Annotated in this window: 22 protein-coding genes and 1 other RNA gene; 10 read left to right on the forward strand and 13 right to left on the reverse strand. The window is 59.2% G+C overall.

The genetic code is table 11. The annotated features are described in order from the left end of the window. Positions 1 to 2 precede the first annotated feature (2 nt). Positions 3 to 1,331, reverse strand: coding sequence for a 4-aminobutyrate--2-oxoglutarate transaminase (gene gabT, locus WG939_RS09720; RefSeq protein WP_339985176.1), 1,329 nt, complete (start codon positions 1,329 to 1,331; stop codon positions 3 to 5). A gap of 122 nt (positions 1,332 to 1,453) precedes the next feature. On the opposite strand from gabT, the gene WG939_RS09725 reads away from it, so the two are divergent. The 3 genes from WG939_RS09725 (at position 1,454) to WG939_RS09735 (ending at position 4,805) form a co-directional block, all read left to right on the forward strand. Next, positions 1,454 to 2,956: a PucR family transcriptional regulator gene (locus WG939_RS09725; RefSeq protein WP_339985178.1), complete on the forward strand. Its 1,503-nt coding sequence runs from the start codon at positions 1,454 to 1,456 to the stop codon at positions 2,954 to 2,956. Positions 2,957 to 2,972: 16 nt separating this feature from the next. Next, positions 2,973 to 3,369: RNase P RNA component class A (gene rnpB / locus WG939_RS09730), an RNA gene on the forward strand. A gap of 29 nt (positions 3,370 to 3,398) precedes the next feature. Beyond that, on the forward strand, positions 3,399 to 4,805 hold the full coding sequence (locus WG939_RS09735) for an RNB domain-containing ribonuclease (protein WP_339985180.1): 1,407 nt from the start codon (positions 3,399 to 3,401) through the stop codon (positions 4,803 to 4,805). Here WG939_RS09735 and WG939_RS09740 read toward each other — a convergent pair. After that, positions 4,792 to 6,015, reverse strand: coding sequence for a galactokinase family protein (locus WG939_RS09740; RefSeq protein ID WP_339985182.1), 1,224 nt, complete (start codon positions 6,013 to 6,015; stop codon positions 4,792 to 4,794). The two genes, WG939_RS09735 and WG939_RS09740, sit on opposite strands and share 14 nt — an antisense overlap. 126 nt (positions 6,016 to 6,141) lie before the next feature. Between WG939_RS09740 and WG939_RS09745 the strand changes: the two genes are divergently transcribed. Next, on the forward strand, positions 6,142 to 6,354 hold the full coding sequence (locus WG939_RS09745; RefSeq protein WP_339985184.1) for a hypothetical protein: 213 nt from the start codon (positions 6,142 to 6,144) through the stop codon (positions 6,352 to 6,354). A 1-nt stretch (position 6,355) separates the two neighbouring features. On the opposite strand, the gene WG939_RS09750 is transcribed toward WG939_RS09745, so the two are convergent. Beyond that, the gene (locus WG939_RS09750) at positions 6,356 to 7,972 is read right to left on the reverse strand and encodes a CYTH and CHAD domain-containing protein (RefSeq protein WP_339985186.1); all 1,617 of its coding nucleotides are present in this window, start codon (positions 7,970 to 7,972) and stop codon (positions 6,356 to 6,358) included. Between the two features lie 107 nt (positions 7,973 to 8,079). Here WG939_RS09750 and WG939_RS09755 point away from each other — a divergent pair, with 107 nt between their 5' ends. From WG939_RS09755 to WG939_RS09765, 3 genes are read left to right on the forward strand one after another with little or no spacing between them, the layout of a single operon-like run. Continuing rightward, positions 8,080 to 9,414: a glutamine synthetase family protein gene (locus WG939_RS09755; RefSeq protein ID WP_339985188.1), complete on the forward strand. Its 1,335-nt coding sequence runs from the start codon at positions 8,080 to 8,082 to the stop codon at positions 9,412 to 9,414. A gap of 12 nt (positions 9,415 to 9,426) precedes the next feature. Next, a complete protein-coding gene (locus WG939_RS09760; protein ID WP_339985190.1) occupies positions 9,427 to 12,495 on the forward strand; it encodes a bifunctional [glutamine synthetase] adenylyltransferase/[glutamine synthetase]-adenylyl-L-tyrosine phosphorylase in 3,069 nt (1,022 codons plus the stop codon). A gap of 10 nt (positions 12,496 to 12,505) precedes the next feature. Next, positions 12,506 to 12,805, forward strand: coding sequence for a hypothetical protein (locus WG939_RS09765; RefSeq protein WP_339985192.1), 300 nt, complete (start codon positions 12,506 to 12,508; stop codon positions 12,803 to 12,805). Positions 12,806 to 12,829: 24 nt separating this feature from the next. Here the strand turns inward: WG939_RS09765 and WG939_RS09770 are convergent, their stop codons facing one another. The 6 genes from WG939_RS09770 to glnA form a co-directional block, all read right to left on the reverse strand. Then, positions 12,830 to 14,053 carry an MFS transporter gene (locus tag WG939_RS09770; RefSeq protein WP_339985195.1) on the reverse strand — a complete coding sequence of 408 codons (1,224 nt, stop codon included), beginning with the start codon at positions 14,051 to 14,053 and terminating at the stop codon, positions 12,830 to 12,832. Beyond that, positions 14,046 to 14,726, reverse strand: coding sequence for a sortase (locus WG939_RS09775; RefSeq protein WP_339985197.1), 681 nt, complete (start codon positions 14,724 to 14,726; stop codon positions 14,046 to 14,048). The genes WG939_RS09770 and WG939_RS09775 overlap by 8 nt, the downstream gene beginning before the upstream one ends. A gap of 11 nt (positions 14,727 to 14,737) precedes the next feature. Further along, positions 14,738 to 15,466: a hypothetical protein gene (locus WG939_RS09780; RefSeq protein ID WP_339985199.1), complete on the reverse strand. Its 729-nt coding sequence runs from the start codon at positions 15,464 to 15,466 to the stop codon at positions 14,738 to 14,740. A gap of 62 nt (positions 15,467 to 15,528) precedes the next feature. Further along, on the reverse strand, positions 15,529 to 15,726 hold the full coding sequence (locus WG939_RS09785; RefSeq protein WP_339985201.1) for a hypothetical protein: 198 nt from the start codon (positions 15,724 to 15,726) through the stop codon (positions 15,529 to 15,531). Between the two features lie 8 nt (positions 15,727 to 15,734). Beyond that, a complete protein-coding gene (locus WG939_RS09790; RefSeq protein WP_339985203.1) occupies positions 15,735 to 16,571 on the reverse strand; it encodes a PRC and DUF2382 domain-containing protein in 837 nt (278 codons plus the stop codon). Positions 16,572 to 16,889: 318 nt separating this feature from the next. Next, a complete protein-coding gene (glnA, locus tag WG939_RS09795) occupies positions 16,890 to 18,323 on the reverse strand; it encodes a type I glutamate--ammonia ligase (protein WP_339985256.1) in 1,434 nt (477 codons plus the stop codon). Between the two features lie 188 nt (positions 18,324 to 18,511). Between glnA and WG939_RS09800 the strand changes: the two genes are divergently transcribed. Continuing rightward, the gene (locus tag WG939_RS09800; protein WP_339985205.1) at positions 18,512 to 18,982 is read left to right on the forward strand and encodes an RDD family protein; all 471 of its coding nucleotides are present in this window, start codon (positions 18,512 to 18,514) and stop codon (positions 18,980 to 18,982) included. On the opposite strand, the gene WG939_RS09805 is transcribed toward WG939_RS09800, so the two are convergent. Then, positions 18,979 to 20,595, reverse strand: coding sequence for an aspartate:alanine exchanger family transporter (locus WG939_RS09805; RefSeq protein WP_339985207.1), 1,617 nt, complete (start codon positions 20,593 to 20,595; stop codon positions 18,979 to 18,981). The two genes, WG939_RS09800 and WG939_RS09805, sit on opposite strands and share 4 nt — an antisense overlap. Positions 20,596 to 20,601: 6 nt before the next feature. After that, positions 20,602 to 21,378 carry a DUF4191 domain-containing protein gene (locus WG939_RS09810; protein ID WP_339985209.1) on the reverse strand — a complete coding sequence of 259 codons (777 nt, stop codon included), beginning with the start codon at positions 21,376 to 21,378 and terminating at the stop codon, positions 20,602 to 20,604. A 77-nt stretch (positions 21,379 to 21,455) separates the two neighbouring features. On the opposite strand from WG939_RS09810, the gene WG939_RS09815 reads away from it, so the two are divergent. Next, positions 21,456 to 22,088 carry an AAA family ATPase gene (locus WG939_RS09815; RefSeq protein ID WP_339985211.1) on the forward strand — a complete coding sequence of 211 codons (633 nt, stop codon included), beginning with the start codon at positions 21,456 to 21,458 and terminating at the stop codon, positions 22,086 to 22,088. After that, positions 22,089 to 22,784, forward strand: coding sequence for an AAA family ATPase (locus tag WG939_RS09820; protein WP_339985213.1), 696 nt, complete (start codon positions 22,089 to 22,091; stop codon positions 22,782 to 22,784). A gap of 172 nt (positions 22,785 to 22,956) precedes the next feature. Here WG939_RS09820 and lipA read toward each other — a convergent pair whose 3' ends face one another. Continuing rightward, a complete protein-coding gene (lipA, locus tag WG939_RS09825) occupies positions 22,957 to 24,000 on the reverse strand; it encodes a lipoyl synthase (protein ID WP_339985215.1) in 1,044 nt (347 codons plus the stop codon). Positions 24,001 to 24,010: 10 nt separating this feature from the next. Beyond that, complete coding sequence (lipB, locus tag WG939_RS09830; RefSeq protein WP_339985217.1) at positions 24,011 to 24,769, reverse strand: lipoyl(octanoyl) transferase LipB; 759 nt, start codon at positions 24,767 to 24,769, stop codon at positions 24,011 to 24,013. Positions 24,770 to 24,776: the final 7 nt, after the last annotated feature.

The raw sequence follows: 24,776 nt of genomic DNA on the forward strand, positions 1-24,776 counted from the left end.
AGTTAGAAGTGCTTGCGAAGTGCGTCGATAAGCACTTGCAGACCGTCGCGAAGCAATGCCTCTTCAATGACAAGCGGTGGCAAAAGGCGGATTACGTTGCCATCGAGTCCGCAAGTGAGGATGAGTACGCCTTCCTTCTTGCATTCAGCAGCCACGGCTGCGGTGAGTTCAGCGTCGGGCGCGCCGTCTGCGGTGACGAGCTCGAGGGCGACCATTGCGCCACGGCCTCGTAACTCGGCAATGCGCCCGGTGGAAAGGAGCGGTTCCACCATTTCCCGAACGATCTTCTCAATCTCCAGCGCGCGTTCGCATAGCTGCAGCGTATCCATTTGTTCAATCGCGGCAAGTGCTGCGGCGCAGGCAACCGGGTTGCCACCGTAGGTACCGCCCAGCGCACCTGGTCCGGGAGCATCCATGATCTCGGCGGTGCCAGTCACAGCGGACAGTGGCAAACCACCGGCGATGCCCTTCGCCAGGGTCACCAGGTCAGGCACGACCCCTTCGTATTCACAAGCAAACCATTGACCCGTGCGGCAAAAACCAGCCTGAATTTCATCGGCGACGAACACTACGTTGTTGTCTTCGCACCAGGTCTTAAGCGCAGGTAGGAATCCCTTTGCCGGCTCGATAAAGCCGCCTTCGCCCTGGATGGGTTCGATTACGATGCAAGCAATATTGTCCGCACCTACCTGCTGCTCCATCATCTTGATCGAACGGCCAGCTGCATCAGCGCCGCTGAGACTGTCCCGCAATGGGTAAGACATCGGGGCGCGGTAGACCTCGGGGGCGAGGGGGCCGAACCCGGACTTGTACGGCTTGTTCTTGGCAGTCATTGCCATTGTCAGATTCGTGCGGCCGTGATAACCGTGATCAAATACGATCACCGCCTGCTTTTTCGTGTATGCACGCGCAATTTTGACAGCGTTTTCTACAGCCTCGGATCCCGAGTTGAGCAGCACCGACTTCTTAGCATGGTCTCCAGGAGTGATTTCATTGAGCTTTTCGGCTACAGCAACGTAGGACTCGTAAGGGGAGACCATGAAACTGGTGTGGGTGAGGTGCGCGACCTGTTCCGCCACGGCACGTGCCACCGCAGGGTTCGATGCTCCGACTGAAGTCACAGCGATTCCGGACGCGAAGTCGATAAAGGAATTACCGTCGGCATCGACGAGGACGCCACCGTCGCCGTCGACGACAAAGCCAGGAAGCCCCGGGGAGAGGGCGCGTGCGACCGCAGCTTCTCGACGGCGGGTGAGTTCCGCACTCTTTGGACCCGGCAGTTCGTTGGCGATGCTGCGCTGTTGCGAAATTCGGTGTTCTAGCTCTTTCATTTCTCTCCTTGAAAATGGGTAATGGTTGAGAGGATTCGATTAATTCTTTCAGGAATTTCGTGATGTAGGCCATGTACAATTTGGTGAATTAGTAGCGCTAAACATGACGAAATGGCCAGGGGATGAGTGATCAGATTTCACTGAAGTGGCTCTATGAGCAACAGACATTGGCCCTTGTTCCAGTCCATAAGGTTGGTGCAGGGTTTGAGGTGATCGCACCGACCGAACTTGCTGATCCGACCGAGTTTCTTCCTCCCTCCTGCCTCGTGCTCACACTTGGGCTGTCCTTTGTGGAGAAACAAGCCGGCTGGAGCGAGTATGTCTCCCGGCTAAAGTCGGCAGGGGTAGCAGCAATTGGGTTTGGCACCGGACTTGGGCATCCAATCGTTCCAAAGGAGCTCGTTGCTGCGGCTAGAAAACACGAAGTTGAGCTGTTTGAAGTCCCGCGCCACATTCCTTTTGTTTCGATCATTCGTACCGCTCATGAAGAATTCGCGCGGCGCGGGCAACGTGCGACTGAGCAATTACTGGACATCCAGGAAAAGCTCAACCGCTCGGCACTAGAAGGCGGTTTGAGCAAAGTTCTGGAGCAAGCAAGTGTTTTGCTGCATGCAGGATTGTGCGTTGTGGATAACGACGGTCGAATAGTTTCCTGCGCTGATTCTCAACGAATGGGGGCCGCTGCATATGCCGAGTCGGTGATTAGCAGGGGCTATCGGGCATCGCGTGCGTTTCAAGAAGGCGATAACCACGTACTCGCGCACAGATTGATGGGGCAGGGGGAGCGATTTCATTTCCTCGTCGCGGTGTCAGCAAGCCCCTTCCCTTCGGAAATCCGGAGCGCAATCCGACATTGCGCGGGCTTGCTCGACATTTTGATCCAGCGTCCGCTGTATCTGCGCTCGAAGCAATCAGAACTCAACACCATGGCATTATCGATTCTTCTCGGAGCTGAAGGATCCCATCAATCGATGTCGCCACTTTTTGCTCATGTGGCAGACGCAGAGGGCAACGTGAGGCCGGTTGTGATCTCAGCTGATGGCAATCGAAACATTCAACAGGCTTTGAAACGCATTAACACGAACCTCGAAAGCGATTCGCGTGGCTTATTCGCACTTGAAATTCGTCCCAACGTCGTTGCCTTACTCTTTCGTGGCACCCGCGGAGTGGCCAATGTGATTGAGATGTTCGGGGAAACTCGAGAGCGGATACGGCTAGCAGTTGGCGCCCCAGTTCCCTGGCGCAGCCTCACCATGGAAACGTTTCAAGAGCTGGAAATGCGAGCAAAAACTGTTCCCGTCGGTGAGGTCGCAGGTCCTGGTGACGGAGTGCTTCGGTGGACTCAGGATACGCACGTGCAAACTTTGCTCAAGGTTCGTAGTGAAGAAACCTACGGCAGGCTCGCTTCGTACGATTCAAAACACAACTCCGAGCTCTCCAGTACTCTTGCCGCTTTTCTCAAATGCGGTGGTCACCTTGGAAATACTGCTCATGCGTTGGGGGTGCATCGCCATACAGTGCGTACCAGAATCCAGAAGATTTCAGAGATTTGTGAATGCGATTTGGACAACCCAGTAACCCGGGCTGAGCTGCTGCTAGTGTACGTTTCCCGCGGAACCGAGTAGAGTCAAATTTCGCGAACGAGCCGACCGGGTAATCGCGGCTGCATGTATCGGCCTTTTAAAGGTGCTGACCTGCGTCGAGGAAAGTCCGGACTCCACAGAGCACGGTGGTTGCTAACAGCAACCCAGGGCGACCTGAGGGAACAGTGCAACAGAGAGTAAACCGCCTTCTTTTGGGAAGGTAAGGGTGAAAGGGTGCGGTAAGAGCGCACCGGCAGCCTAGGTGACTAGGTTGGCCAGGTAAACCCCACTGGGAGCAAGGCAAGAGGCCGCACCGCAAGGTGTGGCTGCGCGGGTTGGGCTGCTCGTCCGATAACCCGCGGGTAGCTGCTTGAGGCATCGTGGCAACACGGTGTCCAGATAGATGATTACCGCCCGCAAGGGAACATAATCCGGCTCATAGGTTGGCTCGTTCGCCCACCTTAATTCCCTACAATGGGAAGGCATGAAACTTTATGCCGCTGCTCTTAACTTCCGTCCGATCGCGGAAGAGTTTTCCGTACCGACGGATTTTTCAGCCCAGCTGCACACTGAAGCGGCCCACGCGAAGGATCGATTCGCGGATCAGCGCATAGATAGGCGTGACATCGAGCTTGTGACCATCGATCCGAAAGGGTCCATGGATCTTGACCAGGCGGTGTGCATCAAGAAGACAGTGCAGGGTTTCCGGGTTTTCTACGCCATCGCTGATGTCGCGGCCTTTATCGCGCCGGGTACAGCGCTGGAAGCGGAGTCCTTCCGCCGTGGTCAAACAATTTACCTTCCGGACGAGCCTGCCCGCCTGCACCCGGAAGAAATCTCGGAAGGGGCCGCAAGTTTACTTCCCGAGGTGGATCGACCTGCCGTCCTCTGGACCTTTGACCTGGATGACAAGGGAGAAGTGACAGGAAACAGCGTCGAACGTGCCCTGGTGCGCAGCCGTGCGCGACTCGATTACGTGGAAGTTCAGGAAGACTTTGAAAAGGGACGCCTTCATCCTTCGATCGCATTGCTCCCAGCCGTCGGCAAGCTGCGTCAGGAAAGTGCGCTGAGGCGCAGCGCGGTCAATCTGCGGCTGCCGAGCCAGCGGGTCGAGCGGCGCGATGATGGCCGATATGAGTTGGAGCTTGAGCCTCGCCTGGAGGTCATGGAGTGGAACTCCGAGATTTCCCTGCTCACTGGCATGGTTGCCGGGCAGATGATGGCTGCGGCGGGCGTCGGCGTGCTGCGTACTTTGGGGCCGGCCGATGAGAAGGCGCTGCGCACGTTTGCCGTGGAAGCGCAGGCGTTGGGCTTTGGTTATGAGCCGAAGCAGCCAGTCGGTGAATTCATCGCCGGGCTGGATGTCACGACCAACGCCGGCATGGCTGTCATGCGGGAAGCACAGAAGCTGCTGCGCGGTGCGGACTACGACGTGCTGCACGGCGCGCCGGGTGAGGAGGATGTTCACGCGGGGGTCGGTGGTTACTATGCCCACGTGACCGCGCCGTTACGACGCCTCGTAGACAGGTTCGCCACTGAAACGTGCCTTGCTATTGCCGCGGGGATCGACGTGCCGGAATGGGTGAGCTCTCGCTACGAGGAACTCGTCGAAACGATGCGGAGCTCCGGGACTACCGCCAGCAATGTTGATCGGGCCTGCTTGCGACTTACCGAAGCCACGGTGCTTGCCCCGCATGTCGGCGAGGATTTCGAAGCAGTAGTGCTGGCAACTCAGCCGGAGAAAGACAAGTGCCGGATCTTCATCGCAGAGCCACCGATGCTGTGTGGATGCTCAGGCAGCCCAGAGGAAGCAACTCAGGTGACAGTGCGACTCGAGGATGCCAACATTGCCGACCGCACCGTCACCTTTCGGTGGCCTAGCAGCCACTAAGAGCCACCACAGTAAAGCCGTCCTCTGACAAGTCGGCCATCAAGTTCAGCGCCTTGGCAGCAGAACAGTGGACGACCACACCCTGCACCAGTCCTGCTGCGGCACTGCGAGCAGCGGTAGCTCCCCGGGCCAAGCATAGATTGGCAAGGTGGCGTTCCTGTTCCGGAACGATGCCGTAGAGGTTTTCCAACTCTCGTTGCGACGCACACACCAGCTCCAAGGCCTCTGTGGCCTTGCGGGCACGCAGGAGCATCGAAGCCCTAGCTGCACGCTCGGTTTCCTGCTCGAAGAAAGTCAGCCAACGGTGGGCTTCCTCCAAACCAGGCTGCGCTGTATCTGGTTGGTCTTGATGCATCGCTGCCAGCCACTGCGTCACGCGTTGCGTGGCATCCGGAAGGCGGCGCAAGTAGTCCACTCCGAAGGCATCGCTGGCCTCACGAACAAATGACTCGCGCGTAGCCATATCTGTGGCATTGTCGGTGAGCTGCGGAAGCGCGACGAGGAAGCTCTCGTAAGCGTCGGCGTCGCGAAGCAATGGCGCGTGCGTAACAGAACCGTCCGCATAGTCGACGATGTTGAACTGGTCCTCGGACCCACGAAGGGCGGCGGTGTAGCGAGCGCGGAAACTTGGGACGGCGGAGAAATACTGTGCGGATGTTGCGCACAAATCGGCAAGCCGGGCTCGCAGTGGCGCATCGAGCTTGTGATCGGCGCTTTCAGCGAGGATGCTTGCGAAGGCGACTTCAGCAGCGACTTCATCGCCAAGACCGACACGAGTCGGGATCTCGGAGACGACCGTGATGTTAAAACCCTTGGTGTCCCGGCTGAGGTACTGCCGGTTAATCATGGACCACACGACTCCACCCAAGCGCACCTCGGGTCCGCCGACCTGCAAATTCTTGCTTTGCTGGTGCTGGGCTACTTCAGCCAAGGTCACGCTGTCAGTGAAGGTGACGGACTCGCCATCGCTGTCGAGTTCGTGGGTGGTGACCATGATGGTGTCATCGGTGCGCGGGCTTGCTGCCACAGCAACTCGGAGCGCCGCTGTCGAGTTGATGACAATGCCTCCAACCTGGTCCGTGTGCTCGCCTAGGAAACTCCAGGTAGCTGGGGCAGTAGCCACGGCAGGGACCGTCGCGTCATATGACGCCTGATGAAGCTGCGTGACGCGTTCGATCAAGTTGGCATCGGGCTGTGGCCACACCGGCATGAAAATCAAGGCTCCTTGGGCGATTTCGTAACAGTCGCATCTACTTTACCTATCCGGCCGGTGACACGGCGGTTTCGGTAGAAAACTTTCAGTACCGTGGAGGTACCCACCAACAAAGGAGGAACAATGGAACAAGAAGATCTCAAGTGGTACTTCAACCCAACCACCGGCGAAGTGTCCCAGGGCCAGGAAGGTGGCTGGGACGAGCGGATGGGGCCATACGACAGCCGTGAAGAAGCGGCCTCCGCGCTGGCAAAAGCTGCCGAGCGCACGAAGGCCGCCGATGATTATGACCAGAAGGACGACGACTGGGGCGTCAAGCCTTCCTGGGACAAGTAACCTACTTTTGTGATTGCGCTGCTACTCGAGCGGCCTCTTTCTTCATCGACTTAGCCAACTTCTTGTATGCTGCCTCGATGTCCTTGGCCGCCTCGTGGTATCCGCGCAGCGCCTCCATGCCGATCTCTCGTTCGCGCTGGTACAGCACGCCGTAAGCAAAGGTATCCTCACCGTGCTTGCGGGCCTGCTTGGCCAGGCTCAGCAGCTCGTCGCGAGAGGTCACGGAGTCCTGGAAATCGCCGAGGACAGATTGCATCGTCTTGCAAGCAGCGTACAGCTCCTTGGTCTTTAGACCCGTGGCGCGACCGACGGCGTCGGCGGAGTAGCGCAGCTTCTTCGCTGCCTTGCGCATGTTGTGGAAGTTTTCCTCGCGCTCGCGCAGCGGGGTATCCGTATCATCCCACTCGGTGACTGCCACGTTGTGACGCTTCATCAGCTTTTTGTATGCGCCGACGAGGTGCTCGAAGAGAGCTGCCTCTTCCTCATGCTTGACGTCCTCCACCGATTCCGCAGCGGTCTCAGACTCAGCCAGCGGTGGGTTGGCGATGAGGTTTTCCAGCCCCGCAAGCAGGTCAAAGTAGCGCTGCGAATTCAACACCTTCAGGATGGTGCGGTGTGCCCGCGCGTACTTGCGCTGCATGTCATGAGCGAGGTGCTCACGTGCAGCATCGTCAATGATGTTGTCATCATCCAGCCCGATCAGCATTTGGAATCGCTCAGCCACCACTTCGGCATCGCGGGCAATACCCAAAGTCGACGCCAGCAACTTCAGCTCTTCCTCGAGCTTGAGGTATTCCTCGCCCACGAGGATGCCCTCAAAAGTCTGCATGAGGCTGCGCAGCTCGCGAGTGGCAACGCGCATCTGGTGCACCGAATCCCATTCATCGCGACGCACCTGCGGATCCACCTCAAGCAAACGGTCACGATTCACACGCAGAGCATTGACGACGGCAAAAGCTGCCGTCGACTCGTCCAGCTGGGCCATTGCCGGAGGCAGGGGAGCGTAATTAACGGAAGTGCCCAAGGCCGCAACCAGCTTCGATGGGCTTTCGGAAGGAACTGCACCAGCAGCTTCGAAGACGTCCTTGGCGGATTCGAAGAACTCTGGGGTTGCCTCGAAATCCGATGCTGCCTCAAGCTCCCATTCGCGCCATTCCTGCTTCTTGCCTGCTGGCAGGAGGGACCACGCGGTGACGTGATCGTCGCAGAACTCAGCGATGATGGCGCCCTGCTCGTCGGCAAGCAGGTGCTCGTGACGCTCGTTGTCCACCTGGGCGATGACATTCAGTGGCAGGTCGCGGATGATGGCGCGGACCGGGTCGAGGATGTCATTGGTTGGCTCGTCGGTGAGTGGTGCGCCGATTTCGAGGCGACCATGAGCAGCAGGGAGCTTAATGTGCCAACCTTCATCCTTGCCACCCGTGCGACGGCGAAGCGTGATCTTGGAGCGGGTAAGACGCAGATCGGCGGTGTCGTAGTAGCGGGCAGACAAGGAGTGCACCACGGTCGAGACTACGGAGCCCACGCCATCGATCTGGGTGAGATCCGGGACCGTCGTGGTTGGGGAAGCTGCGTACTTCACTTCCACCTCAATGTTGCGGGTGACAGAATCGGTCATCGTTCCTACCTTTCATGGCGCGACCAGGGGCAGGCTACGCGCAGGTTAATTCACCCCCAGCGTATCGGAGAAACCTCCGGAGCAAAAAGAAAACTACTGTAGAGGTCATGAACAGCCAACAGGAATTTGTGCTCCGGGCGATCGAAGAGCGCGACATCAGGTACATCCGACTTTGGTTCACTGATATTCTCGGCTACCTCAAATCTGTGGCCGTCGTGCCAGCGGAAATAGAATCTGCCTTTGAAGAAGGCATCGGATTTGATGGCTCAGCAATTGAAGGCTTCTCCCGCGTGTCCGAAGCCGACACCGTGGCGCGCCCCGATCCATCCACCTTCCAGGTACTGCCGTTTTCAGATACTGAACCTCACTCGGCCCGCATGTTCTGCGACATCACCATGCCAGGTGGTGAACCCAGCTGGGCGGACCCGCGTCAGGTCATGCGTCGCCAAATGGATGCGGCTGCAAAAGAGGGATTTACCTGCAACATTCACCCGGAAATCGAGTTCTACCTGACCAAGAACCTGCCTACCGATGGTTCCGCGCCGGAGCCGACTGACTCGGGTAGTTACTTCGATCAGGCCGTGCATGATGAGGCTCCTCATTTCCGTCGTGATGCCATCGCAGCTCTCGAGGCGATGGGGATCTCGGTGGAGTTTTCGCATCACGAAATCGGACCGGGCCAGCAAGAAATTGACCTGCGTTACGCCGATGCACTGACGATGTCCGACCACATCATGACCTTCCGCTACTTGGTGAAGGAAGTGGCCCGTCGCAACAACGTCTACGCCACCTTCATGCCGAAGCCTTATCAGGAGCATGCAGGTTCAGCGATGCACTCGCATATGTCCCTCTTTGAGGGGGACACGAATGCCTTCCACGATCCGGACGACGAGTACAACCTGTCCAAGACGGCCAAGCAGTTCATCGCGGGAATCTTGTACCACGCGCCCGAGGTATCGGCGGTGACGAACCAGTTTGTAAATTCCTACAAGCGCCTCATGTTCGGCAACGAAGCCCCAACAGCAGCCACCTGGGGTATCTCGAACCGGTCGGCCATGATTCGTGTTCCGACCTACAGCCCAGGCAAGACGAGTTCACGCCGCATTGAGATTCGTAGCCTCGATTCCTCTGCGAACCCTTACCTGTCTTACTCGGTGCTGCTCGCCGCAGGCCTGAAGGGAATCAAGGAAGGATACGACCTCCCTGATCCTGCCGAAGATGACATTTCTTTGCTCACCCGCCGTGAGCGCCTGGCCATGGGCTATGTGGACCTGCCACAAAGCCTTGACCAGGCACTCGCCCTCATGGAGAAGTCCGAGTTGGTGGCGGATGCGCTGGGCGAGCACGTCTTTGAAGTGTTCCTGCGCAACAAGTGGCGCGAATGTCGCGACTACCAAGCACAAGTCACCCCTTGGGAACTGAAAACTGACCTCGGCTACTAGGAGTAACCTGCTGTGTCCAGCCCCCGTTCATCCCGATCCACACTCCCGACCCCAGGTGCCCTCAGTCTGCATGGGCGCACAGCCGAAGCTGATCTTGAGCTGCTTGGGTGGTACAACAACGACTCTCTTGAGGTGTTGTGGGCACTGTCGGGGGCAGGAGACGGCGACCTAGCACTCAACAACTTGGTTCGCCTGCACAGCGCACTTGAAGAAACTGGTCAGTGGGAGGAGTTCAACCAGCAGCTCCGCTCCGACCTTGCCTTCCGAGTCCGACTGTTTTCCCTGTTCGGGGCATCCTCTGCCCTGGGTGATCACCTGGTAGCGAATCCAGACACCTGGCGCCTTCTCACCTTGCCGCTTCCCACCTCGGGGGAGCTTATGCAGGAAATGCTCGGGTGTGTCCACGCCGAGCCTGCGGGGATTGACGGCGATACCGCCACCCCGGATCTTTCGTCCCCAGGATCCTATATCGCCGGGGAATCGGGCCTGGACACGGAGCGAAAACTGCAGGTGACGTACCGCAGTCTCATCATGCGGATTGCGGCTCACGATCTTGCGGGAACCTATCCCAGCAATTCGCGCCGTCCAGGGCAGCCTGAGGTGCCGTTTACCGTGGTGTCGGGCCTGTTGGCTGATCTCGCGGACGCTAGTTTGACGGCGGCCTTGGCCGTCGCGAAGCATGCGGTGGGCGGTGAGCAGGGTGAGCTCGCGGTGATCGCGATGGGCAAGTGCGGTGCGCGCGAACTCAACTACATCTCGGATGTTGACGTCATCTTCATCGCCGAGCCCGCGGATACCACAGCCACGAAGGTGGCAGCGGAATTGATGCGGATCGGTTCCAAGTGCTTCTTCGAGGTCGACGCGGCGTTGCGACCAGAAGGCAAAGCTGGCGCCCTGGTACGAACGCTGGAATCACACGTCACCTATTACAAGCGTTGGGCGCACACTTGGGAGTTCCAGGCGCTGCTCAAGGCCCGACCGATGACGGGCTTCATACCGCTGGCCGAGCAGTACATGGACGCGCTTGACCCGATGGTATGGGTGGCGTCCGAACGCGACAGCTTTGTCTCCGACGTTCAAGCTATGCGACGTCGCGTGATCGAGAACGTGCCCGCCAGCCTGCGCGAACGCGAGCTGAAGCTGGGCATTGGCGGGCTTCGCGACGTCGAATTCGCGGTTCAACTCCTCCAATTGGTCCATGGTCGTAGCGATGAAACCCTGCGCGCAAAGTCGACCATCAACGCCCTGCAAGCGCTGGTGACCGCTGGATATGTTGGCCGTGAAGACGGTCGAGTTCTCATCGAGGACTACGAGTACCTCCGCCTGCTCGAGCACCGTTTGCAGCTTCAAAAACTTCGTCGCACGCACACCATGCCTCCTGAGGAGGATTCCCAGTCGCTGAGTTGGTTGGCGCGCACGACGGGCACGGTCAGCACTGGATCGCAACGAAGCAGCGAGATTTTGGCGGAAGAGTTCCGGAAAGTCCGCATGGACATTTCCACGCTGCACTCCAAGCTGTTCTACCGCCCGCTGCTCGAATCCGTGACCTCGCTGTCTGTCGACACTCTGCGCCTGTCTCCGGAGGCTGCAAAGCGCCAGCTCGCCGCGCTGAATTACCAATTCCCAGACCGCGCCTACGAGCACCTCACCGCGCTCGCCGCCGGACAAAGCCGCAAGGCGAAAATCCAAGCCATGCTGCTGCCGACCCTCATGGGTTGGCTCGCCGAAACCCCGGACCCTGACGCCGGTTTGCTTGGCTACCGTCGCCTCTCCGACGCAGCATTGGACCGCCAATGGTTCCTCCGCATGCTCCGCGACGAAGGCATCGTTGGCCAGCGCCTCATGCACATCCTGGGCACCTCGCCGTACATCACGGAGCTGCTGCTCAACACCCCTGATGCAGTAAAACTGCTGCGCGATGGTGCTGGTGGCCCCATGCTGCTACAGACTGACCCAGATACTGTGTCGACATCCCTGGTTGCTGCAGCCGGACGGCACCCGGATCCAGACAAAGCAGTCAAGGTGGCACGCAGCCTTCGACGCGTGGAACTCACCCGCATTGCTGCAGCTGATCTACTTGGGCTGATGCCCGTTAAGGACGTCTGCGAAAGCCTCTCCCGGGTCTGGGACGCCGTACTCGACGCGGCTTTCGCAGCAGAAATCGCAGCATCTACACCCCCGGAGGAAGAACCACCCGCACGCATCGCCGTCATCGGCATGGGCCGCCTCGGAGGCGCAGAACTCGGCTTCGGCTCCGACGCTGATGTTATGTTCGTTTGCCAACCACACGCAGGTGCGGACGAACACGACGCCGTGAAATGGGCGATCGGCGTCTGCGACCGAGTACGCAGCCGACTGTCCAAGCCTTCAGGAGACCCCGCCCTCGAAGTTGACCTAGGCCTGCGCCCCGAAGGACGCTCCGGCGCAGTCGTAAGAACGATGGAATCCTACGAACAGTACTACGAGCGCTGGGGCGAAACCTGGGAAATCCAAGCGCTGCTGCGCGCCGAATACATCGCCGGCGACGAGCCATTGGGCAGGGCATTCATCGCCATGATCGACCGATTCCGTTATCCAGAATCCGGGGCATCCCGCAAGACAGTGCAAGAAGTACGCCGGATGAAGGCACGCGTCGATAATGAGCGTCTCCCACGTGGCGCCGACCGCAACATGCACACCAAGCTCGGCCGTGGCGCGCTCACCGACATCGAATGGACCGTCCAGCTCCTCACCATGCTGCACTCCCACGAAGTGAAAGAGCTGCGCACCCCGTCCACTCTCGAGGCGTTGGATGTGCTGGAAGACAAAAAGGTCCTGGAGCCTGCGAAGGTTGATATTTTGCGCACAGCTTGGCTCACGGCAACCAAGGCACGCAATGCTCTCGTGCTAATCCGAGGACGTCGCACCGACGAACTACCACCATCCGGGCCTCACCTCGCGGCAGTGGCGGGTGCAGCCGGCTGGGGACGTTGGCAATCCCAAGAATTCCTCGACCACTACCTGAAGGTCACGCGCCGGGCGCGCGCTGTGGTGGACGAGGTGTTTTGGGGAGAACCGGCACCCGACACGCACCTGGATTAGGGTGGGGTGCATGGGAATCTCAATGTCACTGGACCTATCCACCGCGACGCTGGCTGAGCTCGCCGCGCTTGTCGACGCCGCCCAGGCCGCAGGAGTGTCGCCAGACACCGAGCTGAAGGTCGTAGGCGACACCCTGTCACTAGAATTCGGTGAAGTGGTGCGTCCCGAGGTCGTAGATGCGGAGCCAGTCGGTCCATCCGCATCAGATGCGCTGCGCGACTCCGTGCGCCAAGTCTTGAGCGAAGAAGCAGTTCGCGGACTGTTCGACACCCTGATTACGAAGAACACGCAGCGCCGGCCTGGGGCTTAACAAACCGGCAGGCTATTTAACGCACTACACCCGCATTGCCTTGGCTCGGCTAACCACCAAGCCGACAATCAGGACTGCCCAGACTGCGAAGAGGGCGATCCACGCAATGCGGAAATCGGCCCAGGTCCATGCGCCGTCCGAGACATGGCCCAGCACAATGCCGACGCCCTGGGAGGCAACCATTCCGGAGAGGAAGCCTCCCATGTTGGCAAGTCCGGTTCCCGTGGTGACCACGGAGTGGGGGAGCGTTTCGCGGATCGTGTCGAAGCCGTAGTTGGAAGCCGGGACCAAGATTCCGAGCACGGCCGCCATCACGGCGACAAACCCGAAACTCGGCGGGGTAGATTGCCAGAAGAATGAGCCCATCCACGCCATCATGATCAGCGCGAAAACGAGTGACACAAGTTCGCGCTTGCGTCCAGCCCGGGCAGACAAGATCCCGTGGAAAGGTCCCGCCAAGACCGTACAAACTGTGTTGATCACCAGAACGGATGCTGCCGTGGCAGCAGCCATGCCCATGCCTTTGGTCATGGTGGGCATGCCCCAGAGAAGGTTGAAAACAATCAGTGGCATCAGCATGACGCCGTGATTGAAAAATCCGAGCCAGCAGACAGGGAGCCGAAGGACGTCGACAAGCGGGGTGGTGCGGGCACCGCGCGACTCGTGGGGGCTGTCCTTGATGAGGATGTTGGCAGCAAGAGCCACCAACACGCCGACGGCACCGAGGGAGAGGAACGCGGCGCGCCAACCGTGGATCCCGAGGATCGCGAGGAATGGGATCGCGGAGAGGAATTGGCCGACCTGTCCGAGAGCCGCGCTGAGCTGCGCGAACAACGGGGTGTGCTTGAGTGGGAACCAGAACGGCAGGATCCTCATGAGGGAGAGGAATGCGGTGGCATCACCTGCACCAATGAGGACGCGAGCGCCAATGGCGACGGCATAGGTCGACGTTAGACCAAGGATGAGTTGGCCGATCGCCATGACCACCGCGCCGGCGAACAACAGACGACGGGCGCCGAAACGGTCAATGAGGATACCAGTGGGGATTTGCACGAGCGCATACACGCCCACCTGCACCGATGTGAACACGGCGAGGCGGGAGGCGTCGATATGAAAATGCTCGGTTGCGGCGACACCAGCGACACCCATCGAGGTACGACCAGCGATGGCAACGATGTAGACCGCCACCGCAGCCGCCCACACGATGATCGCTGTGCGACTGAGCTTCTTGCGTGGATCGTTACTCAAGGTGACCCGACACAATCACGTTGTAACCAAGGTCCTGGGTGCCGGACACGGAGCACGCAATCAGGATGATGCGTCCCTTGTCATGCTCGTCCATGAGTTCCTTGTCCTCGATCGCGTCGTACTTATCTACCAGCCACGCATTATCGACGACCCACACACGCTCGTGCCCGGCCTCGTCCTTCATAGTGATGCGGGAGCCGTTCAGCACATCGCTGGCATAGCGCCCGACCGTACCGCCAGAAACAGCGGGAACCTGCTGCGGTGGCTTATTCAGATCGACGGCGGCCGTAACCACTTCAGAAATCGAATTAAACACCAGCTTTTGCTGGCCCCAGGCGTGTCCGAGCACGTACATCGTGCCTTGTTCGCTGTTGCTTGGGTTCACGCCCCAACCTTCAACCCACCGCACCATCGTTTCCTGCGGGCCTGCCGGGTTGAGTGGCAGTACATATGGCATGGACGCATACTGAGCGCCCGTGACTTTTGCAGGGCCGTCCATTTCGAAGCTGCCCAGGGTGGCAGGGGGCGGGGTAGGAGTCTTGGTGGGAGTTGGCGTTGGGGTAGGCGTCGCGCTCGTGGTGGTGAGCGGCCCAGCTTCAATCTTTTCTTCGTCTTTTCCACATCCAACAAGGAGCAGGGCAGGCAGGAGAATGAGGGCAGTGACGCGTTTCATAGGTATGTAGGTTACCCAAGAACCCAGCCGCTGTGTCCATAGGTCAGTTCCTCGCCAGGTGTTTCGCCGTGGAAGAAGAGGCGGCTGCCGTGGAGACGAGGAATAACTGCCAGGGCAGTGGTGCGTGTGAAGTTATCAAGGTCTGCCAGAAACTCTTCGGTCTCTTCGTTGGTGAGCACCATGAACCGGTGGTACGGCATGGCCCGAATCTTTCGTAAGGGGGCAACCGATGAGTGCTTCGACTCGAATACGGTGATTGACGATAGCGCTTCATCAGAAACCTCAGGCATGGCATTGGTGCGGAACAAATCGCAAAAAGCTAGTGGCTTTCGGGCCCTAGTAATAGTGATCGCGCTGAGCGTTTCTCGTGCGATAAGTTCTGCTTCCGCCTCAGTCAGCGCGATGATTTCGGACCATTGACCTTCCGTAACCACCAAGCCTTGGATGGCAGTTCCTTGCAGGAGGGGCTGGTCATTGAGCCACACCCGGCCCGGGATCCAAGGAGAATCCTTCCGGCCGAGCACCACTCTGAGCAGCGCGACCGCCGCGCCGAGGTCTGGCTCCAACACGGTGATGCAGTAGTCCTGTGGCTCACTGACAGTGCAGACAGTCACCAGCTTTGTGGTGGCATCGAAGGTGTGCCTAAATGCCCAGATCTCTGCGTTCAGGCCAGGATCCTTGATTTGTACTCGTTGCAGGCCGTAGGCGTATTCCAGTTGGCGCAGCTTTTCATCGGTCATGTCTTAAGCATGCCATGAACGCGAAAACGGGCGCCCCGTGTGGGGCGCCCGAATACGAGGGGTTAGTTCACCTCGCGGCCGAATTCTCGCTCGACCTCAAAATCACGCTCGTCTTCAGTCTCCGGGGAGGTGATGCGTGCGAGACGCTCAGCTGCCTCGGTCTTGAAGTTGCCACTGTTCGCTGGAGCGTTCTCGCCATTGGATTGCTCCGGGTCGAACGTACGTGGCGGGTTGCGGTCTCCGAAAGGGGAGTCAGACATAGTGGGTCCTATCGACGGATGTCACGGTCACGCTCGAGGCCATCAACCTCGATCTTTTCCTTACGAACGTCCTCAGAGACGGTCTCAGTCTCGCGGACCTTGTCCTTGTGCAGGGAAACTTCCTCAACTGGGACGGTTTCCTTCGTCACGGACACGCGCTCCTCGTGCAGTGTGACGGAAGCCTCTTCCTCACCGATGCCAGCGCCAGCCAGGCCACCCTTGCGGGCGTCACCGTCGATTGGAGTGCGCTCGACGCGAACCTCTTCGCGGGTAACTGGGACCTCAACGGTTTCGGTGTCGTGAACCACGTACTTGCGCAGGCGAGCCTCGCCGGTCTCGACGCGCTCCTTGTCTACATTCAGGCGCTCCTCGGAGCGAACCAGGGAGTCGCGGTCACCAGTCACATCGTGACGGTCGTGGTCGCGCTCAACAGAACCGTCGCGGTGCAGATCGCGGTGACGATCGTCGTGAGCGGTGGTGCCAGCGCCTGCACCTGCGAAACCAGCGCCGGTCTCGTAACGCTCGGTGTCAGTTGCGCCGGTGAGGCCGAAGTGCTCGTAGACGCGGTTCTGATCAGCTGGGGTCAGCGCGTTGTTAACGTCGAGATCTGGAGCGTCCTTGATGCGGTCCTTGGAGAAGGCCAGCTTCAGGTCCTCGCCGTTAAAGGTGTGGCCGCGAAGTGGCACGATGGAGGAGCTCATGCCGAACAGGCCGTGGCCGACCTCTACGAAGGTTGGCTGACCGGAGTTGTCATCAACGAAAATCTCCTTAACGCCACCGAGCTTCTCGCCGGAGTTGTCAAAAGCGGTTGCCTTGAACAGGTCGCGAATGTTCTTGTTAGTCATGTTCAATCGATCCTTTCTTGTCATCTAGCTTTCGGCAGTCGGTTTGTTTTCCGACCGGTGAAACCCACGCTAGGGGCACCTCAGTACAGCTCGCCAACTTTCGGGCTTGTCGACGCCTCCAGCCACCTGGGCTTTTGTTCTGGCGTTATCTTCTAGTTACATTTCCGGTTTTGTGGGCTGTGGTGGGTTTTTCTCGGAGCGGTAGCACCGGAGATAACCAGATAGCAACGATGCTAAAAATTGACTTAAAAACAGCCGATGCAACGAAAATGCCCCCGTTCCGATGTCTCGGAGCGAGGGCTGTTGACGGCTAAAGGACTAGCAGTCGAAGTACATTTCGAACTCTTGTGGGTTCGGACGGGTGCGGTTCGGAATGATCTCGTTGTCGTACTTGAACTTGATGTACGTATCGATCAGGTCCTCAGTGAACACGCCGCCTTCGGTGAGGAACTCGTGGTCCTCGGCAAGTGCCTCGAGGGATGCTTCCAGGGAGGTTGGAGCGGTCGGGATGGACTTTGCTTCCTCTGGTGGCAGCTCGTAGAGATCCTTGTCCACTGGTGCGTGAGGCTCGATACGGTTCTTGATGCCGTCGAGGCCAGCCATCATCATGGCAGCGAAACCGAAGTATGGGTTGCCTGATGGGTCTGGTGCGCGGAACTCGATGCGCTTCGCCTTTGGGTTGGAGCCGGTGATTGGGATACGCACGGCTGCGGAGCGGTTGCGCTGCGAGTACACCAGGTTGATTGGGGCCTCGAAGCCTGGCACCAGGCGGTGGTAGGAGTTCAGGGTTGGGTTGGTGAAGGACAGGACCGCACCAGCGTGGTGGAGGATGCCACCGATGTAGTAGCGAGCCATGTCGGACAGGCCTGCGTAGCCGTTGTCATCGTGGAACAGAGGCTTGCCGTCCTTCCACAGCGACTGGTGGGCGTGCATGCCGGAGCCTGCGTCGCCAGCCAGTGGCTTAGGCATGAAGGTTGCAGCCTTGCCGTTGGCCTTCGCTACCTGCTTCACGATGTACTTAAAGGTCTGCAGGTCATCAGCAGCGTGGAGCAAAGTGTTGAACTTGTAGTTAATTTCCTGCTGGCCCTGGCCGCACTCGTGGTGGAAGCGCTCGACCTCAAAACCGGCCTCGCGCATGTGGCGCACCATTTCGTCGCGGATGTCGACGGCGCCATCGTAAGGAGCGTTAGGGAAGTAGCCCTTCTTGGTGCGGTTCTTGTAAGCAACGTTGCGGGAACCGTCGAGGTTGAACTCCTCGCCGCGGTTCCACCAGCCTTCGTCGGAGTCAAGCTCGTAGAAAGCAGCGTTGACGTCAGCGTGGAAGCGGACGGAGTCGAAGAGGTAGAACTCGGCCTCTGCGCCGAAGAAGCAGGTGTCTGCGATGCCGGTGGAGACGAGGTATTCCTCAGCCTTGCGAGCGACGTTGCGTGGGTCGCGGGAGAAAGGCTCGCGGGTGAATGGATCGTGGACGAAGAACTTCATGTTCAGCGTCTTGACCGGGCGGAATGGGTCGATCATCGCGGTCTTGACATCCGGCAGCAGGTTCATGTCGGATTCTTCGATCGTGGTGAAGCCACGGATGGAAGAGCCGTCGAATGCGAGGCCGTTCTCCGCGGCTTCCTCGTCGAACATCGATGCTGGGATCGAAAGGTGGTGTTCCGTACCAGGGACGTCGGTGAATCGAATGTCCAGGAACTCGATGTTCTCGTCCTTGATGTACTTAACTACATCGGCGACGTTTTCAAATGCCACGTGGTGCTCCTCGCGGGTGTGGCCCGCGGGCTTGCGGGCCGGGACGATAATTGTCGAGCTGGCCTTGATTGGGCAAGACCAGCTACAGCACAGCATTTATTCACTGTTGCATGCCCTCCAGTGTACAAACTCAATCGGCATAAGCGCTAAATTGCGCTTGTATTTCGTTCACAGATACATTGCTAGGTATGTCTGAACCGAAACGCAGCTGGATTGAGGGGCCCGCAATCCCTGGTGACTACGATGATCTTGGCCCAGGGAAGTGGCCCGGCGAAAAGCTCGGACTCCCCGAAAAAGGGCCTGGAGCACTAGCATCTGTGCTGCGTCGATGTGGTGGCATCACGCTGGACTGGTTCTTCGCGATGTTTATTTCCATCATTCTGCATAGTTTCACCAAGGCTCTCGGCGGAGTGCCGACACTCACCATGGTGATCTTCTGCATCATCAGCGTTGTCGGAGTGGCACTGTTCGCGCGTACCCCCGGACAGGCGATGCTCGGCATGGGCGTCGCGCGTATCGACGCTGAAGAACGCGTCGGTCTGTGGCGCGCACTCGTGCGCATCGCGCTGACTGTCTTTCTTCTGCCACCAATCTTGGTGGACTCCGATGGGCGCGGCCTGCACGACCGCGCTACGGGAACCGCAGTGATCTTGGGTTAAACCAAAACAAACAGCAAAATCTGCGCCGCGATGATCTTCGCGACCATCGCGATCGGATACACCGAGGTGTAGCCCATGGCAGGCAGTTCGTTTCGGGTTTGATCGCTGGCATAGCTCAGTACAGCGGGGTGGGTCTGTACGCCGGCCAGGATTCCGGACACGATGCCGAAAGGTAGCTTGAGGAACACATAGCCCACAATTAGGGTCGCCGCGCTGATGAAGAAGGTGATCAGCGCGCCGATACCAATGACTGTCAGGGAAGCAGGGTCGGACATTGCTTTGGCAAAACCGGAGCCAGCGGTGGTGCCGATGCCGGCGAGGAAGAGCGTGAGACCCAGCGACTGCAGGATCTTCAGGGCAGAGTAGGGGGTCTGCCAGACCACTCCGCCTGTGCGCCCCAACGCTCCGAGCAACAGGGCAACAATGAGTGGGCCACCGGCATTGCCGAGTTTGAGAGTCATTCCGCCAGGCAGCGGAATGGATGCCATGCCGACTAAGACTCCGAGCGTGAGGCCGATCAGAAGCGGGATGAAATTAATTTCGGAGACGGACTTGTAGGAGTCGCCGAAGAACTTGGTCGCCTTGTCCAGCTTGGAGGCGGAGGTGACCACACGGACACGGTCGCCGAGGTGCAAGATCATGTCTGGTGTAGCCACCATGTCGTCATCGCCGCGCCTGATGCGGGTAATGAGCATGTCGGACATTTTGGGGCGAAGCTTTTCCAGCGGGATGCCAACGACATCGGGGTTGGAGACGAAGATGCGTCGATAATCCAGACCGTCATCATGCGTCGGATCGCCGTCCAGAGCAGTGCCGATCAGTGGAACGGCACGGGCGATTTCTTCCGCGGTGCCGACGAGGGACAGCACGTCGCCGGGGTGAGCACGGTCACCGTGATCAGGCACGTGAAGCTCGCCGTCACGCTCACGCCTGGAGACGATCACTTCCAAATTCAAGATGTATGGAATGTTCGTGATCGCAGGCAGCTCGTCATGGTCGACGCGGATGCGCTGCGTAATGAGCTCCTGCACAGCGACTCCCGCAGCGCGGGCTTCCTCATCGTGATCGATGCGAAACAGCTTGCCCGCGATGCCAATCGTCAAGATAACCACCAGAACGCCCAACGGGTAGGCCAGGGAATAGGCCACCACCGGCAGGTCCGACACGGTTTGCAGCTCCGCGGCGTCGAAAAGCGCGGGCAGGGACTCCTTGGCAGCAGCCATGGCAGGCGTGTTGGTGAGCGCACCCGTGAACATGCCCGTTGCGGTGGCGGGGTGCATCCCCGCGAGCTTCACGACGCCCCAGGCCAGCACCGTGGTCGCAGTGATCATTCCGATGGCAAACAGATTCGCCTTGGTGCCGGTGGTTCGGAGGGAGTGGAAGAAGTCGGGACCTGCTTCGAGACCGATGGTGTAGACGAAGATCGATAGGCCGATGATGTAAACAATCGGTGGCAGCGTCACTGCGGGCTCGATGGTGGCGAAGGCGAGGCCCACAAACAGCACGGCAGCCACGCCCAATTTGAAGGAACCGATCCGGATTCGGCCAAGCAAAAGCCCTAGCGCCATGATGACGACTAGGGCTAAGAGCTGATTCTCAACGAAAATCTGCATCGGGAGTTACTTCCCGCGTTCTGCCTGACGACGAGCGCGGCGGTTCATGCCGGAGACCTTTGCGCCCTTTGGAAGTGGGCCCTTTGGCAGACCAGCCTGGCCTGGGTTAGCCACGGCATCCATGGCCTCGATCTTCTGGGCTAGTGCGTACACTTCGTCTTTCTTGTAGTTGCGAGGCAGCTTCATGAGCTCCTTCTGGAGGTCACGAAGACGGACCTGGCCTTCGCCTTCGCCAGCGAACATTTCGTAAATTGGCACGCCACCGGAGACACGGTTGAGGCGACGCTTAGCCTGCGCCATCATTGGCTTCACGCGGTGCATCTCGCCTTCACCCACGAGCACGATGCCTGGGTTGCCGATCACGCGGTGCACAGCATCCATGTGGGTGTTAGCGGCAATTGCGGTCTTGGTGCGCCACGCCATGCCGACGCCCGACTTCAAGTTCTCCAGCGCCCAACCGGCAGCACCAGGCTGGTTAGCTGCCTGGTCATAGACGGAATTTTCCACGCGACGGGTGAAGACAAACATGGCGAGCATGATGCCGAGAGCAATACCGATCGGCAGCATCCACCACTGGGCGTCGAACAAATAACCGATGCCGAAGAAGACCAGCGCCAAACCGATCACAGCCAGCAACATCAATGGGACAAGAGCCTTGTCCTGCTTGCGCTGAATGTTGAACGCCTGCCACATCTGGGAGTAGTTCTGTCGGCGCTGGGCGCGCTTAGCTGCCTTTGCTTCCTTCTCGGCCGCCTTCAGATCGGCCTTCTTCGCATCTGCCATGGGCACCAGTCTATCCTGTTGAAATTCTGGTGCGAAACTTGAGGGACGCTAGACGCCCGGTTTGGCATAGTGGAGGCATGTTCGTCGACAGCATCGGTGTCAAACCATGGAAAGTGAAGGATTATATGTCCACTCTTCCCGTCGCCGAGCACTTGACCAAGCAATCCCTGCGCTTGAAGGAACCAGTCACGATTTTCACCGGCGAGAACGGTTCAGGGAAGTCAACACTCATCGAGGCTTTGGCCTGCAAGCTGGGCTTTAACGCAGAAGGTGGGCCACAATACATCTTCCAGACCACCGAATGGACCACCTCGCAGCTGCATCGGGGACTATGGATTGCCGGAGCCGACGCGCTGCTTGGCGGGTATTTTCTACGTGCAGAAACGCATTACAACGTATCCCCGCAGGCTCACGTGCGCTCGCACGGGCAATCCATCATGGACGTGGTGGAAGAGAACTTCTTCAACAAGTGGCTCTACATCCTTGACGAGCCCGAAGCGGGCCTCAGCCCCATCCACCAAATGGCGCTGCTCGGATACATCCACCGGATTGCGGCAGGTGGCGGGCAATTCATCATCGCGACGCACTCACCAATCATCCTCGGCATCCCCGGGGCTGACATCATCCACATCACCCCGCGTGGCTTCGGGCGTATGGCCTACGACGAGCACCCGCTCTACCTCTCCTACGCCAAGGAGCTGGGGGTATAGATGTTCATCCGGTCATTTTCGCTGCCCTCGCTCGAGACACACTCGTACGTCGCCCACCTGCCCGTGGTGCAGGCCTTGTCGACGCAAGAGGTCCTCGTTGACACCCCTGTCACCTTCTTTGTGGGAGAGAACGGGTCCGGTAAATCCACTCTGCTGGAAGCACTCGCTGTGGCGATGCGGTTTAGCCCTGAAGGTGGCTCGCGCCACGCGAACTTCAGTGGGCGAGAATCAGTGTCTGAACTGCACCAATGGCTCCGGATTGTGCGATCGAAGAACCCGCGGGACGGCTACTTCCTCCGCGCCGAATCAATGTACCGGGCCTATTCCTACCTCGACTCCGTGAACACCGGGCAGGGGCCGCTTCTGCACCACATGTCCCATGGGGAGAGCACGATGGAACTTGTACGTCACCGGTTCCACGGCCAGGGGCTCTACTTCTTGGATGAGCCGGAATCGGGGTTGAGTTTTGCCACGAGCATCGAGCTTCGCGAGCGAATCGAGGAGCTTGCGGGGCAAGGGGCGCAATTTTTGATCGCTACCCACTCGCCAATCTTGCTGCAGATTCCTGGTGCCCGCATCCTGGAGATTTCCGAGACCGGAATAGATCCGGTCTCCTATAACGACTGCGAACTCGTGGCCGCCTACCGAGAATTCCTGGCAGACCCCCACGGCACCGCGGCCTACCTCATTAGCTGATAACTGCGCCACCACGTTCACTAACTGAACGGTGGGTTTAGGAACCTGAGTTTCGGGTGAAAAGCCGGAGTTTTCACGCAATTGTGCACCGAAACTCGGGTTCCTAAACTCGTGGTTCACACAAAGCGACGCCCAGTGGAAACAATTTCCGCTCGAACAGACTTGCCCAGAGTTACTTGGTCACTACCGGAGTCTCTTCCGAAGCTCCGTACTTCTTGATCAAGGAAGAAGCTTCCTGCGCAGTGGAACCATCAGAAGTTTCCTCCAGGTGCTTGAGGTTCTCTGGGAGCTCTTCGCCACGGGCCTTGATGGTCTGGGCGTAGAGGCGACCGGCGCGGTAGGAGGAGCGGACCAATGGGCCGGACATGACGCCGGAGAATCCAAGTTCGCGGGCGTAGTCGGCGTGCTCGACGAATTCCTCCGGGCGAACCCAGCGGTCGATTGGGTGGAACTTAATGCCCGGGCGTAGGTACTGGGTAATGGTGATGATGTCGCAGCCGGCATCATGCAGTTCGCGCAGTGCTTCCTGCACCTCTTCTGGGGTTTCGCCCATGCCGAGGATCAGATTGGACTTGGTGACGAGACCGAAGTCGCGGGCCTGGCGGATGACGTCGAGGGAGCGGTCGTAGCGGAAGGCCGGGCGGATGCGCTTGAAAATGCGTGGCACGGTTTCCACGTTGTGCGCGAAGACCTCTGGGCGGGCCTCAAAGACCTGCTGGAGCAGGTCAGGCTTGCCGGAGAAGTCAGGAACCAGGTTCTCAACACCAGTGTTTGGGTTCATGGCGTGGATCTGGCGGACGACCTCGGCGTACAGCCAGGCGCCTTCATCTTCCAGATCGTCGCGGGTAACGCCGGTGATGGTGGCGTAGTTCAGGCCCATTTCCTTCACGGACTCGGCCACGCGACGTGGTTCGTCGCGGTCGAGTGGCTCTGGCTTGCCGGTGTGGATCTGGCAGAAGTCGCAGCGGCGGGTGCATTGGTCGCCACCGATGAGGAAGGTAGCCTCGCGGGACTCCCAGCACTCGTGGATGTTCGGGCAGCCTGCCTCCTGACACACCGTGTGCAGGGAAGCGCCCGACACGCGCTTCTTCATGTCCTGATACTCAGGGCCGGTCTTCACCGAGGTGCGGATCCAACGTGGCTTGTTTTCAATCGGCGTCTGGGCGTTGCGAGCCTCGACGCGGAGCATCTTCTTACCTTCAGGTGCAACAGTCACGTAGGCCACCCTACACCTTTCGTTTTCCTAGTCCCTTACACGGATCGGGTGCGCTGCCAAACGTGTGGTCAGCCACGGTCAAGCGGCCTTCCAAAGCGTCCGTCAAAGCAACCGCGAGGGGTTCAATGCACTCATCAACCGTGACCTCACGCCCCAACTCCAGTGAGAGGGTGGTCACCCCGGCGTCGTCGATGCCACACGGCACAATGTGCTCGTAGTATTCGAGCGTGTTGTTGCAGTTCAGGGCTAGTCCGTGCATGGAGACGCCACGGGTCAAGCGGATGCCTAGTGCCGCAATCTTTCGGTCCGGGCGGCCGTCGGATGCTGGCACCCAGACGCCGCTGCGGCCGTCGATACGCCCTGCGTTGCTGACGCCAAGCTGGCGCACAACCTGGATCAGTGCCTCTTCGATGCGGCGGACGTAATCCACCACGTCGACGGGCTCGCGCAGCTTGATGATCGGGTAGCAGACTAGTTGGCCCTCGCCGTGCCAGGTGATGCGGCCACCGCGGTCGACATCGATGACGGGGAGGCCGTTGGTTGGGCGGTCCTCCGGCTGGGTGCGCTTACCCGCGGTGTAGATGGAAGGGTGCTCCAGCATGAGCAGCTGATCGTTCACTTTGTCGGCGGCGCGGTCGGCAGCAATGTCAGCCTGCCGGTGCCACATGTGCTCGTAGTCTTGCAGCCCAAGCTTTACGACGTCCAAAGGCCCGTCACCTCGGCGAATAGAAATATCTGGCGCAGTGAACGGCGGACGTGGAGCTGTCATAAGCAAC

This window comes from Corynebacterium sp. H130, from assembly GCF_037572395.1.
In the GTDB taxonomy this organism is placed as follows: domain Bacteria; phylum Actinomycetota; class Actinomycetes; order Mycobacteriales; family Mycobacteriaceae; genus Corynebacterium.

Excerpts from the sequence above, each read along its gene's own strand:
- gabT (WP_339985176.1), bottom strand. The coding sequence starts at position 1,331 with ATGAAAGAGCTAGAACACCGAATTTCGCAACAGCGCAGCATCGCCAAC.
- WG939_RS09725 (WP_339985178.1), top strand. The coding sequence starts at position 1,454 with ATGAGTGATCAGATTTCACTGAAGTGGCTCTATGAGCAACAGACATTG.
- WG939_RS09735 (WP_339985180.1), top strand. The coding sequence starts at position 3,399 with ATGAAACTTTATGCCGCTGCTCTTAACTTCCGTCCGATCGCGGAAGAG.
- WG939_RS09740 (WP_339985182.1), bottom strand. The coding sequence starts at position 6,015 with ATGCCGGTGTGGCCACAGCCCGATGCCAACTTGATCGAACGCGTCACG.
- WG939_RS09745 (WP_339985184.1), top strand. The coding sequence starts at position 6,142 with ATGGAACAAGAAGATCTCAAGTGGTACTTCAACCCAACCACCGGCGAA.
- WG939_RS09750 (WP_339985186.1), bottom strand. The coding sequence starts at position 7,972 with ATGACCGATTCTGTCACCCGCAACATTGAGGTGGAAGTGAAGTACGCA.
- WG939_RS09755 (WP_339985188.1), top strand. The coding sequence starts at position 8,080 with ATGAACAGCCAACAGGAATTTGTGCTCCGGGCGATCGAAGAGCGCGAC.
- WG939_RS09765 (WP_339985192.1), top strand. The coding sequence starts at position 12,506 with ATGGGAATCTCAATGTCACTGGACCTATCCACCGCGACGCTGGCTGAG.
- WG939_RS09775 (WP_339985197.1), bottom strand. The coding sequence starts at position 14,726 with ATGAAACGCGTCACTGCCCTCATTCTCCTGCCTGCCCTGCTCCTTGTT.
- WG939_RS09780 (WP_339985199.1), bottom strand. The coding sequence starts at position 15,466 with ATGACCGATGAAAAGCTGCGCCAACTGGAATACGCCTACGGCCTGCAA.
- WG939_RS09785 (WP_339985201.1), bottom strand. The coding sequence starts at position 15,726 with ATGTCTGACTCCCCTTTCGGAGACCGCAACCCGCCACGTACGTTCGAC.
- WG939_RS09790 (WP_339985203.1), bottom strand. The coding sequence starts at position 16,571 with ATGACTAACAAGAACATTCGCGACCTGTTCAAGGCAACCGCTTTTGAC.
- WG939_RS09800 (WP_339985205.1), top strand. The coding sequence starts at position 18,512 with ATGTCTGAACCGAAACGCAGCTGGATTGAGGGGCCCGCAATCCCTGGT.
- WG939_RS09805 (WP_339985207.1), bottom strand. The coding sequence starts at position 20,595 with ATGCAGATTTTCGTTGAGAATCAGCTCTTAGCCCTAGTCGTCATCATG.
- WG939_RS09810 (WP_339985209.1), bottom strand. The coding sequence starts at position 21,378 with ATGGCAGATGCGAAGAAGGCCGATCTGAAGGCGGCCGAGAAGGAAGCA.
- WG939_RS09815 (WP_339985211.1), top strand. The coding sequence starts at position 21,456 with ATGTTCGTCGACAGCATCGGTGTCAAACCATGGAAAGTGAAGGATTAT.
- WG939_RS09820 (WP_339985213.1), top strand. The coding sequence starts at position 22,089 with ATGTTCATCCGGTCATTTTCGCTGCCCTCGCTCGAGACACACTCGTAC.
- lipB (WP_339985217.1), bottom strand. The coding sequence starts at position 24,769 with ATGACAGCTCCACGTCCGCCGTTCACTGCGCCAGATATTTCTATTCGC.